We start from the raw sequence: 11595 nt of genomic DNA on the forward strand, positions 1-11595 counted from the left end.
TTAGCGCTTCTCTAAGTAAGACATACGCCTTTTGATTCTTAGAATCAGGAATAACATAATAAGGCTTATCAAAATATAAATTATCAATCTCAGCCAATTCAATAAACTCTTCAATATCGATCGATTTATAAAGCTCCGGACTCGCTTTTTCAAATGCTTCTTCGTCTACAATAATGTAATTTCCCTTATCGAACTCATAACCTTTTACAACTTTCTCCCAAGGAACTTCCTTATCGGTATTAGCATTAACTCGCTTATAACGAATACGTGATTGGTCGCGGGAATCCAATAAATGAAAATGTAAATCCTTTTTTTCTTCAACAGGAATAATCTGGACCGGAATAGTCACAAGACCAAAAGAAATATCCCCTTTCCATATAGATTTCATAACATTCTATTCCAAATATCAAACTTTCTTTAATTATAGGCTTTCAATCTAGTGATCAACTAAAATATTACGCTCAATACCAAATCCGGATGATATTAATGAATATTGCAAGAACAGAATTTATGGTTCTGTTGAAAACAGAAGAGCTAAGTTATACTGAAAAATGATGTTCTGGTTAATGAATAAACTGCATGAAAAAATACATCCTATGATTGGGATTGGTTTAAGAGCCCCCCATTACTATCAAATCGTTGAGGAAAAACCTGGTATTGATTGGCTAGAGGTTCATACAGAGAATTTTATGTTCAGCGGAGGGCCTTTATTAGACCTTCTGTTTTCTATTCGACAACATTATCCTCTCAGCTTTCATGGCATTGGTTTATCTTTGGGTTCTGCCCAAGGTATTTCTAAAGAGCATCTAAAACGAATTAAAATCCTTCTTAAGCGATTTGAGCCTTTTTTACTGTCAGATCATTTGTCTTGGAGCTCTACAGAGTATGCTTATTTACCCGATCTATTGCCTATTCCTTATAATAAAGAAAGCTTGACAGTTATCGCTAATAATATTGATGATGCTCAAAATTACTTACAAAGAACTTTGTTGATAGAGAATCCATCTTCTTATATAGAATTCCAAACATCTACTTATCCGGAAGCTGAGTTTTTGGCAGAATTAGTTAAGCGCACTGGTGCTAAAATTTTATTGGATATAACCAATATTTTTGTCTCTTGCTTTAATCATGGCTGGAATCCTCACGAATACATTCAAGCAATTCCACATGAAGCTGTGCAAGAAATTCATTTGGCGGGCCATTCTGTTCATGTACAAGATGAAAAGAATAGCTTGCTTATAGACACGCATGATGATTATGTATGCCAGGATGTATGGGAATTATATCGATATGCTATAAAATATACCGGTATCATTCCCACTTTATTAGAGTGGGATGCAGCAATCCCAGATTTGAAAGTCTTATTGAATGAGGCAAAAAATCAATTAACTATGTCGACAATTAAACAAATTCAGCAGGATTTTCATGAAAGCGTACTCGATCGAAAGAGTACAACCATGATTAATCAAATTCGCCACAATCAAATTACTCCAGAATTTAGATTTAGCGTTTATCGTAATACCATTTTACAAAATCTGCGTCATGCTTTAGAGCTAACGTTCCCTGCAATTTGGCAATTAGTGGGCAAGGAATGTGCGGATAGTTTGGCATGGGCCTTTGTCCAAGATAAATCTAACCTGCCCGTGACCAATTGTTTAGATGATTGGGGGGAGAAATTTCCTCAATTTTTACAAACTATAAAACCTATCGCACATCTTTCTTATTTGAAGGATATAGCACAATTAGAATGGTTGAGGCATTTAAGTCTTTATGCAGCTAATTATCGTGCTCTTTCCCCGATAAAATTACAGCAATATTTAGATAACTACCTATTAGAGGACTTGCGTTTAATATTGAATCCAACCGTATTTTTATATACATCTCCTTATTCTTTAAAAAGTATTTTTGATCTGATAGACGCGACTATTGAAAAAGAAAAATTGATTTACAGTTAATACCTTGTTATGTAGTCATTAGCCGTCAATATAATCAGGTCTTGAGCCATTGGATTTCAGAAGAGATGTTTCACTTTTTTAATTGTTTAAAAAATCGCCTTACAATAAGCCAATCCTATGAATACCTTTTGCAGATGACCCCAAGTTTTGATTTGGTTACGGCCTTAGAATTCATGTTAAAAAATGGATTATTGTGGAAATGCATCCACTGACTAGTATCAGGCTAGTACTACTAAATCTATCGCATTTTCAACGCCAGATACATTCCTCGCTTTGAGTTCTGTTTTTGGCTTGGCACTCACATAACCTTGCTTTAGAGCTTCATCCCAAGTTTCTATAGTAGTCAATGCCCGTGAATGTTCAGTTTTATTATGTTTTTCAAGTTTAGCCGCTAAATTGGTGGTCTCCCCAATTACCGTATATTCCAATCGGTCCGCATTACCAATAACCCCGAAGATAACTTCACCTACAGCGAGTCCGATACCTATATCGATAACCATCCCACCTTTTTTCGTTGCGATTCATTCCAGGTAGCTATAGCAACCAAGATGTCATCAACTGTCCTTAATGCATCTGCAGCGTAGGTATCTGAAGGAGTTACCGCACCAAAACTTGCCATAATGCCATCACCCATAAACTTATCAATCGTTCCATTATATTTTTGGATAATAGGTAGCAATAAGCGCTGATAATCTCCCAGTAAACATACCAGTTCACTTGGCGACAGTAATTTTGAAGCTTTAGTAAAACCGCGCATATCAGTAAACATGGTGGCTGCCCGACGGATTTCGCCATACCCAGCCTCTAAAGATAATTCAGAGTGCGTGATTTTTTCGACCACTCCTCTATCAAAAAACGTGCGAGATCTTTTGCTGCTGTTGTTTGCTCCACAGCCTGATAAAGAGTTTCCTTTGCACGTTCAAGTACCAATGCAATAATTACCGTTACCAGTAATATTGACAAAATGACGTCAAATACAGCACCTAAATATACACTAGCAGTAGATGCATAGGTTACATAATCCCATGTAATAACATTCATACCAGCGCTAGCTAAAGTTTGCCATACAATAATATTCCAGCCGATAGCTGCTGTAAGGCCTGAAAGTATTACCCATTTGGGTTCAAAACGCAGCGCACGTAATGCAATCAAAATAAACACATAATTAATATGAGTATTTTTAAGATTAATCGTCGCGGTGGTTTCGTATTGCAAATAGTAGAGCCAAATAATAAACAATAGCACTACCATTTCAGCGATTATCGAAAATCCAAGAAATAATGGGGTTAATTGATTGGTATAGGCAAACCAGAGCCGTACCAATATAAGAATAGTAAATAGTGACAACCCTAAGGAGGACGCGTGCACCGAGACACCAGGAGAATAGCTTACTGGGGTAAAACAATGGATAATAAGTAATAAAACTATAACAGCAATTTGTACGGTCGCAACAAACAGTTCACTTCTATATTGTTGAGCAGCCATTTCTTGTCTAATACGAAGCGGTAATTGAGCGTGTTTAAGCACTCTTTCCTCCCGCTATACGATCACACAATCCTTTAGGCATCATGATAAATTCTTCTGGATCACCACCCACTATTGCTTGAGACGCGCAAGAATGTTTAGAAGTAGCGCAATCATTTTTCGACTGCACGTACTACACCATAGCAACGCTCACGCTCTCCCAGTTTCGGTTTTGTGGAAAGCCAATTTGTATTTGTATACACAGCAACAAATGTAGCTCCCAGTGCAGCCGCAATAACTACGGTATTTTGTATCTGGCGTTTCTTCATATGCTTTCCTTTGCATCTACAATATACTGGCGTTCTTCATCACTTTAGCATTTTTGCAGTTTGTGTCGCAAAACAATTTCGATAGAAATCTGAAGCACATAATTAAATTCCTGAAAATTCAGCTGGTTTTTCTAAAATATTAGTTTCTTTGGATTGTTTTAGTTTGCCTATCAACCCAATCATCATACCGATCAAAATCAAACTTCCCCCTATAAGCTGAGCTTTTCCAGGCAATACCCCTAAAATAAAAAATGAAAAGAAAATAGAGGATAGCGGAACAAGCGATGAACTAATCGTAATCTCAGGAAGTTTGGCGTATTTTATTGCCTGACAATAAAAATAAATATTAAGCGCAACGATTACGACTCCATAAAAAAGCATCCATTTCCATAGGAAAGGAGAGAAAAGATCTGCAAAATGAGACCATCCAAACATCAACAAGACAATTGAAAAGAAAATAATAGTACCCACAAACATGCGGAAGATATTAAATATTTTAATTGGTAAAATATTGATGGCATGAAATCCGATCAATGTCGAGAAAGTACTTGATATTACAGCAAATAATATACATGTTTCACCTAAAAAAGGCACTATTGAAAACAAGCTCTTATTAATCATTCCAGATGATTTTTGATAAGTAATTATAGATGCATTTTCGAAATTCTGTAGGAGAATAATCGACGCAACACCTATTACTGTAAGTAGCGAACCAACTAATAAATTGAATTTAGGTTTTTCTCGAAAGAAAACCCACCCAGAAAATAAAGTCAGTGGAATTTGCAGGGTTGATATGAGTACTGCATTAATAACATTGGCGTATTTGATCCCAATAAAATATAACGTTGGTGTCAAAAAACCTGAGCTCAACGCAGCTAAAAGAATGAAGAGTGATTGCCTAGCAGTTATTTCTTTTACATTAAAATATCGAATATCTCGATAAGATATAATGCTCATTGTTATAAACCCTATCAAATTTCCCAAAAACAAAACATTACAAAAGGAAATAGGATTATGGCCATGTATTGGATAGTTTTTACCAAGCTGAATGAGTTTTGCGATCACCGGGGTAGCAGTACTTAGTATAATATTGCTTAAAAAATATATATGATTCCTTTAGAACGTGACGAAAGTAGCATAGTTGCCCCAAAAAATATTTTTGTAAGCAAAGCCAAGGTCAACCAACCCAATTTAGAGAACGGCTGCCTATTTCTTGTGTTCCAGATAATCTTCAACAACGTCACCATAAGGGAGTGTTAAATCAGTTATAAAATGAGAAACGGAAACGATTTTTTAATATAAAAATTTGCAATAGGTGCTAAGGCGTGGGGATGGAGCTCCAGGCTACCTGGTCCAGTCCATGCCCCCTTTACAGTAATGTCCTGCAGATAGGTCCTGGTTAACTGATTCACTTCAGGGGTGCCATCAACACCAGGAATATTTTTAAGCAAGAACACGGGCTTCTTCATAGACTCCAACACTTTTTCTTTATCGAGCGGATGATGCTTATATCCCATGGTTGCTGTAGCAATTCTAATACTGCCATAATTAAGAATGCCAATTAGCGTGTCTTCTTCAACGACTAATTTTGGTTTAGCCAGTTTTTTCGGAAACCCCCATATTTCACGGCCGCCAGCAATAGGAGCATGGCAGTCGAGAAACATGGAAATCGTAAATCCGCCTTCTTCACCCTTATATCGCACAGGTACAACTTGACCAGACTCCGTATAATCACCAAATCCAGTTGAATCAGGCATGCGAATAAACTCAAATTTAATAACGGGTTCAATTAACTCCAAAGGCGGCGGCAATATCGCTTGCAAGAGCTCAGGATCGGTTTCGTAAGTGATAATAAAAAATTCGCGGTTTATAAACCGGTAAGGGCCTGCTGGGTAAGTATTTATCCAGCGGGGAGCCGGCATATCAAATTCATTATTAATCAATGATTTCTCTTTGCCTAAATGTTTTTATTCATAGTCGTGACCTCATCCTGTAAGCTTATCTAGGGTCCGATGCTCGTAAATCAACGCTTTTCGACTCAAGCTAGCGATATGGCAACAGACCCTATTATTAATAGAACAATGAGCAACTGTTTATGATTTCTTTTTGGCTACCAGTTTAAAATCAACTTTAACGTCGTCTTTTATTTCATCAGTACTAGCCCAGTCACCCTGGCCAACGCCGAAGGTACTGCGTTTCAAGGTGGTACTTCCTTGGACAAGGGCCATTCCTGGTGAGGTTTCTTCTGCCGTGAATGTTAAAGTCACAGGCGCAGATTTATCACGGATAGTCAGAGTCCCAATGGCTTGATAAGTTTTATCCCCGGTCTTATTAAACTCCGTTGCCTTAAATTCTGCTTTGGGAAACATCTGTACATTAAAAATCGGGGGTAATCAAGGTGTTCTTGACATCTGCGTAATCCGCAGAAACGGAATTCATATCGACTATAATATCTATCTTGCTGGTTTTATAATTACTGGGGTCAACAAAAATCGCACCAGTAAATTTTTAAATTGGCCTTTGACCGGCGCCCCATTTTGGGTAGCAGTAAAGCTAAGACTGCTTTCACTTGGTATAATTTCCCATTCTGGTATCGCAGCACTCGCAACAAGAGGGATTAACGCCAGCATGATTGAAACGAACCATTTGTTTAAAAGATTAATCGGGTTCATGACAGCATTCTCCTTAAGACGTCGTCCTTATCAATAAAATGATGCTTTAAAGCAGCAGCAACATGAAGCGCAATAAAAGCAATTAAAGTGTATCCTAGCCATTCATGAATCTCTTGGAATAAAAGCCTTAATTCTTCATTGGGTGCTATCAGGTTAGGTAGGGTAAACAAACCAAAGAAGGAGGCAGGTAAGCCCGCGGCAGAGGTAATGAGCCACCCGGTAATTGGTAAAGCAAACATGAAACCGTAAAAAGCCCAATGAACTGCTCGTGCCGCAAACTCTTCCCAGGCCGGAATAGATAAATGGGGGGTAGTATTTGCAAAACGCCATATGATTCGAATAATGGCCAGTGCTAATACGAGAAAGCCATATTCTTTGTGCCAACCATACAATTTAAGTTTTTGGAGGCTGACTGGCAGCTCAACCATATAAATACCCAGGATAAGAAGTCCAATCATTAAAATCGCTAGAATCCAATGTAGGGAAATAGCAACAACGCCGTATTTATCGGTAGTATTTTTTATTCTCATGATAACCCTCATTGAGTATCTTTATACGCTTCAGCATTAATTTCTATCTTTACTTCATCGCCTACATCCGGTAGTAAAGTCTTGATACCAAAATCAGAACGTTTAAGAGTGGTCGTGGCAGTAAAACCTGCTGTCATTTTCTCAGTAATAGGATTTTTTCCTACTTTATTCAGCGTTACATTCAGTGTCACTGGGTGAGAAACGCCATGTAAGTCAAGTGTGCCGTAAACTTTGGCAGTGGTTTTACTAAGGACATCTACCTTATTACTAACAAAGGTTGCTGTAGGATACTTGGCAACATCAAAAAAAGCTTGCCCTTAAGATGTTTATCAAGTTCGGGGATTCCGGTAACAATATCAGCCAATTTAATCGTCGCATTGACCTTACTATTTTCTGGCTTATCCTTATCCAGGGTTACAGTACCATTGACATACCATTTACCCGCTTGCGTTGAAAATCCTAAATGCGAAATTTGCCATAAAATATAGCTATGCTCAGGATCAAGCGTTAACGTTTCTGCCGCTGCATGCAACACAGAAATTGGCAATATCAGCAAGCCAACCAAAAAATAGCGTATTAATTTTTTACCATCACGAAACTCCCTTTCATTGTGTCTTCTCTCTATTCAAGATTAGCCGACAACTGCTAACCTCGAGTAAGCAAGCAACTAATAGGTTGCTTTGGGTCTTTATCTATCAGCTGAATTCGATTAAGACTTTTTGTCAGCAGTTAAACTGCCACCTACTAATTTTTCACATAGCCCCTTAGGAACGAAAAGAAAGGCATCAGGTTGGGCATCTTTAGTCGAAGAGCCAGCACAAGAAGCGGTTGCTGTTGCACAATCATTGAGTCCCGCTCTAGCAACACCATAACATTTTTCTGAGCTTGCGGCAGCTGAATCGGTAGCAGCACCGATAGAGGGGGTTGCTGCCAGTACTAAAAAAGCAGTCATTGCTGATTTAATTAAGTTGTTTTTATCTATCATGGCAACTCCTTATTCCAGGTGTTTTAAATTTTTCTTTTAGTCACTAATCCAATTTCTATCTAACTTCCTTATTTGATCTTACATTTTCCTCCTGTGATGAAATTTCTGTGATTAGCAGGTTGTTAGCACGGAATGTAAAATACGACCAAATCCAATTTACAATAACACTTAGGCGATTTCTGGCACCTAGCAGGAAAGAGACATGAACTCCACCCCAGAACCACCAGGCAACCTCGCCATTAATTTTAATCGTATTAAATTCTGCAACAGCAAATTTACGACCAATTGTAGCCAGACTTCCTAAATGAATATATTTAAACGGTTTGGATGTTGCTTTTCTATATACCCTATCGGAAATAATTTTAGCCACATAGCTCCCTCCCTGTTTTGCGGCAGGAGCCAAGCCTGGTACAAGATTCCCCTTCCAGGCATTGGAAGCTGCAGTATCTCCTATAACAAAAATTTCAGGATAATTAGGCACGGAAAGATCATCTATCACTTTCACACGGCCAGCAGGATCAGCCTCAACTTCTAACCATTTTGCGGCAGGAGAAGCAATAACGCCAGCAGCCCATAAAACCGATTTTGAGTAAATTCTTTGCCCATTAACAATGACTCCTTCACTATCAATTTGTTCAACCACACTGTTAGTAAGCACTTTGATTCCCATACTCTCCAATGAGGACTGAGCTGCCGCTGATATTTTTTCGGAAAAAGTCGGTAAAATACGAGGTGCTCCCTGTATAAGAATAATATTAGCTGAAGCAGGATCAAAGTGACGAAAATCTTTTTCCATGCCAAACCGCGCGAGCTCGGCAATTGCTCCAGCAAGCTCTACCCCAGTCGGTCCAGCACCTACGATAACAAAATTTAATAATAATTGCCGCTCTTCATTGGTTTGAGCGAGCTCGGCCATTTCAAATGTTTCTAATATCCGGCTACGTACAGCTGTAGCATCTTTAATTGTTTTCAATCCTGGGGCATATGGTTCCCACTCATCCTTACCAAAATAACTGTGGCTAGCTCCTGTTGCGATAACTAAATAATCGTAGGAAATTTGAAGATCACCCACTTTAATAAGGCGCTTTTCTTTATCAATGGCTGATACATTTCCAAGCATCACATCCACATTAAATTGCTTTAAAAAAATGGAACGAATGGAAATAGCAATGTCCCCCGGGGACAGACTTCCCGTGGCAATCTGGTATAAAAGGGGTTGAAATAAATGATAATTGTGGCGATCAATTAAGGTCACTTTAACGGGTACATGGCGTAGCGCCTTGGCGCAAGCAATACCACCAAATCCAGCCCCGATAATGACAACATGAGTTAAATTCTCAAGGTTAAAGGCAGGTTTTCCAGAAAGTTGTGGATAACGTTGTTTTAGAAAATTAAAAACTAGTTCATCGAGAGAAAAGGCCCCTGGCCCTGAAACAAATAAAACTGCCATCACCATTGCCCAGTACATATAATAACCAGGAAGTCCAGCTACTGAGTAATTAAGAATAATAATGACTAACCCAGCAATTGCAGTTAACCTCGTAGCAAAACCCAATCCAAATAAGATAGCAAGAAAAATGATGAATGACTAAAAATAAGCCATGCAGAATGTAATGGCAGCCAGGATGAAAACACCTGCATCTTAGCAACAGCCATTGTTTCAACACGCTGAGTAACCAGTAAAAGAGAAATCATTAACCAAATGCGCAAGATAAACAAATAAATAGTCGAAAATAGATATTTTGTTTTTCACAGAATTTCACTATGGTCATTGCAAAAGGGAAGGACTGCGGCTAAACCCCTGCTCGAGTAAATGATCCAGTGAAATTAGGCTTGGACCACGTAAAATATATCCCAGCATTAGGATGATCCAGAATAAATGAAGATCAAGGGATACATAATAAATTTGTGTCATTAAAGCGGAGATCAGAACAATTAATGCACCACATCGCGTACACAGTCCAAGTAACAGAGAAAATCCACCAATAAATTGGGCCATGACGCCTAAAAAACTTTCCCATTTAGGCGGCAACCAGGAAACAGGATATTCATAAGTCGCCAAAAGAACGGATGTATCCCAATTACTACTCAGAAGTACAGCAGAAACTAGTAATTGCTTTGCTATCCATATACGAAATACCAGATCAATAATAGGCCATGCAATACGCCCAAGAAAATCAATGAAATCAGTAAAAGCAGCTAAAAATCTAGCCATTTTCTGATAAAACACACTGAAAGTTTGGTTTGGAGCCTCTTGCTCTAGCTGTTTCATAAAATAATCCCTTTGAACTGATTCTTAGCGGAAAAATTCTCCGCATCAATACAGCTTATGATTCATTACAGTCCCTATTCTCGCTAAATTTCAGCTTTTCAAAACGAATGGCTAATTCATAAGTATTCACTAATATCAATACTTGCTTCTTTGCCTACTTTATTAAAGTTATTTTTTAACCATTCTGTTGCTTCTTTGCGTCCCTGCTCGCAAAGCTGACTAATAAAAGACCAGTCCGGATTAAGTTTACTGGCTACTGAGAACGATTGCATCGTAACGTCAGCACGAACAGCATGAAGAAGAATACGTTTCATATTCTTTCTATATTCATCTTTAATCCAACCATTATCAAGCAATTTACTCACGAAGGCTATTGCCCTCATTTCCCGCATTAAGGAAGAATTAAAGCTGATTTCATTCACCCGATTTAAAATTTCTGCGGCAGATTCGGGCACCTCAGAGCGATAAATGGGATTAATATGAATAATTAAAGTATCATTACAATCAGAGTTATAAATCAATGGGAAAATAGCTGGATTACCCATGTAACCTCCATCCCAAAAATAGTCGTCCTCTATCTTAACTGCTTGAAACATAAATGGCAGACAAGCTGATGCCATAATGGCATCAATTGAAAGATCTTTATTTTCAAAAACTTTTATTTTACCCGTCTTTACATTAGTAGCAGAAATAAATACCTTTAACCCCTTGGATGAATTGATTCTTTCAAAATCAACATTTTTCTAAAATTTCTCTTAATGGATTGAAGTTAAATGGATTTAATTGGTAAGGAGAGAGTATTTTATTTATAAAATCAAATACGAAATAGGACATTGAATTTTCTATTTTTATATCAAATAACTCTTCTATGGGGGTAAGTATTAAGGGATTATATATTTTTCCGGCTTCACTAATCATTTTCCAGAATTGATGCAAAGCCTCACGAGCCCCTTCATTACCCCCTATTGCCAGTCCGTGAGCAAGGACTGCGGCATTCATAGCACCTGCACTGGTCGCAGAAACTGAATCAAATTTTAATCGACCATCTTCAAGAAGTTTATCTAAGATACCCCAAGCAAGCGCGCCATGAGAACCTCCTCCTTGTAAAGCAAGATTAATTGTTTTAGTGGTGTGAGCCATAAATAATACTCCTCTCCCTAGATTTCTTTTTATAGTTTCTAATAACACCAGCTATAGAACAAAGTTATCATTGATTAAATAAATTGAATATAAGAAAGTGCACAAAAATCCTTTGTTGAGGTTCTGTCGTAATTTTTAGGAAATTGAGTATGACTTTGGGAATATAGTTAAGCAGAAAGCTCATAAAATTGCTTCCAAGCCAAGGTATTCCTAAATTTTCATTCTTTACCAATTAGCTCTGTTCAAAT

Annotated in this window: 17 protein-coding genes and 2 pseudogenes; 1 reads left to right on the forward strand and 18 read right to left on the reverse strand. The window is 37.9% G+C overall.

All coding sequences use genetic code 11. From position 1 onward, the window contains the following. Positions 1–388: non-homologous end joining protein Ku (gene ku / locus BN58_RS14405; protein ID WP_019217425.1), on the reverse strand; the 388-nt coding region annotated here is incomplete at its 3' end. 163 nt (positions 389–551) lie between these two features. Here ku and bufB point away from each other — a divergent pair. Next, a complete protein-coding gene (bufB, locus tag BN58_RS31025) occupies positions 552–1955 on the forward strand; it encodes an MNIO family bufferin maturase (protein ID WP_232220652.1) in 1404 nt (467 codons plus the stop codon). A 218-nt stretch (positions 1956–2173) separates the two neighbouring features. Here bufB and BN58_RS36350 read toward each other — a convergent pair whose 3' ends face one another. The 17 genes and pseudogenes from BN58_RS36350 to BN58_RS34660 form a co-directional block, all read right to left on the reverse strand. Beyond that, positions 2174–2455, reverse strand: coding sequence for an adenylate/guanylate cyclase domain-containing protein (locus tag BN58_RS36350; protein WP_269570332.1), 282 nt, complete (start codon positions 2453–2455; stop codon positions 2174–2176). Next, the gene (locus tag BN58_RS36355; protein WP_269570333.1) at positions 2440–2796 is read right to left on the reverse strand and encodes an adenylate/guanylate cyclase domain-containing protein; all 357 of its coding nucleotides are present in this window, start codon (positions 2794–2796) and stop codon (positions 2440–2442) included. The genes BN58_RS36350 and BN58_RS36355 overlap by 16 nt, the downstream gene beginning before the upstream one ends. Next, the gene (locus BN58_RS34610) at positions 2760–3482 is read right to left on the reverse strand and encodes a hypothetical protein (protein WP_232220653.1); all 723 of its coding nucleotides are present in this window, start codon (positions 3480–3482) and stop codon (positions 2760–2762) included. The genes BN58_RS36355 and BN58_RS34610 overlap by 37 nt, the downstream gene beginning before the upstream one ends. Then, complete coding sequence (gene bufA1, locus BN58_RS37130; protein ID WP_332247998.1) at positions 3475–3609, reverse strand: BufA1 family periplasmic bufferin-type metallophore; 135 nt, start codon at positions 3607–3609, stop codon at positions 3475–3477. Before bufA1 ends, BN58_RS34610 begins: the two co-directional genes overlap by 8 nt. Continuing rightward, the gene (locus BN58_RS34620) at positions 3593–3748 is read right to left on the reverse strand and encodes a hypothetical protein (protein ID WP_019217427.1); all 156 of its coding nucleotides are present in this window, start codon (positions 3746–3748) and stop codon (positions 3593–3595) included. Before BN58_RS34620 ends, bufA1 begins: the two co-directional genes overlap by 17 nt. 102 nt (positions 3749–3850) lie before the next feature. Further along, on the reverse strand, positions 3851–4813 hold the full coding sequence (locus BN58_RS25790; protein WP_019217428.1) for a DMT family transporter: 963 nt from the start codon (positions 4811–4813) through the stop codon (positions 3851–3853). 141 nt (positions 4814–4954) lie between these two features. Beyond that, positions 4955–5670, reverse strand: a pseudogene (locus BN58_RS25795) (acetoacetate decarboxylase). Positions 5671–5841: 171 nt separating this feature from the next. Continuing rightward, positions 5842–6132, reverse strand: a complete 291-nt coding sequence (locus BN58_RS34625) for a YceI family protein (RefSeq protein WP_269570334.1) — start codon at positions 6130–6132, stop codon at positions 5842–5844. A gap of 69 nt (positions 6133–6201) precedes the next feature. Next, positions 6202–6420 carry a hypothetical protein gene (locus BN58_RS34630; protein WP_232220655.1) on the reverse strand — a complete coding sequence of 73 codons (219 nt, stop codon included), beginning with the start codon at positions 6418–6420 and terminating at the stop codon, positions 6202–6204. Further along, the gene (locus BN58_RS14440) at positions 6417–6950 is read right to left on the reverse strand and encodes a cytochrome b (protein ID WP_026069508.1); all 534 of its coding nucleotides are present in this window, start codon (positions 6948–6950) and stop codon (positions 6417–6419) included. The genes BN58_RS34630 and BN58_RS14440 overlap by 4 nt, the downstream gene beginning before the upstream one ends. Before the next feature lie 8 nt (positions 6951–6958). Further along, positions 6959–7485 (reverse strand): annotated as a pseudogene (locus BN58_RS37915) (YceI family protein). Positions 7486–7659: 174 nt separating this feature from the next. Next, positions 7660–7935, reverse strand: a complete 276-nt coding sequence (locus tag BN58_RS14450; RefSeq protein WP_019217430.1) for a BufA1 family periplasmic bufferin-type metallophore — start codon at positions 7933–7935, stop codon at positions 7660–7662. A 55-nt stretch (positions 7936–7990) separates the two neighbouring features. Beyond that, on the reverse strand, positions 7991–9490 hold the full coding sequence (locus tag BN58_RS14455; protein ID WP_019217431.1) for an NAD(P)/FAD-dependent oxidoreductase: 1500 nt from the start codon (positions 9488–9490) through the stop codon (positions 7991–7993). After that, complete coding sequence (locus BN58_RS34645) at positions 9469–9630, reverse strand: hypothetical protein (protein WP_232220657.1); 162 nt, start codon at positions 9628–9630, stop codon at positions 9469–9471. The genes BN58_RS14455 and BN58_RS34645 overlap by 22 nt, the downstream gene beginning before the upstream one ends. A 73-nt stretch (positions 9631–9703) precedes the next feature. Next, entirely contained in the window at positions 9704–10207 is a 504-nt protein-coding gene (locus BN58_RS34650; RefSeq protein WP_019217432.1) for a DoxX family protein, read from the reverse strand. 116 nt (positions 10208–10323) lie between these two features. After that, positions 10324–10929, reverse strand: a complete 606-nt coding sequence (locus BN58_RS34655) for a patatin-like phospholipase family protein (RefSeq protein WP_332247999.1) — start codon at positions 10927–10929, stop codon at positions 10324–10326. A gap of 10 nt (positions 10930–10939) precedes the next feature. After that, a complete protein-coding gene (locus BN58_RS34660) occupies positions 10940–11395 on the reverse strand; it encodes a patatin-like phospholipase family protein (RefSeq protein ID WP_232220659.1) in 456 nt (151 codons plus the stop codon). Positions 11396–11595: the final 200 nt, after the last annotated feature.

The sequence above is a fragment of the Legionella tunisiensis genome, assembly GCF_000308315.1.
In the GTDB taxonomy this organism is placed as follows: domain Bacteria; phylum Pseudomonadota; class Gammaproteobacteria; order Legionellales; family Legionellaceae; genus Tatlockia; species Tatlockia tunisiensis.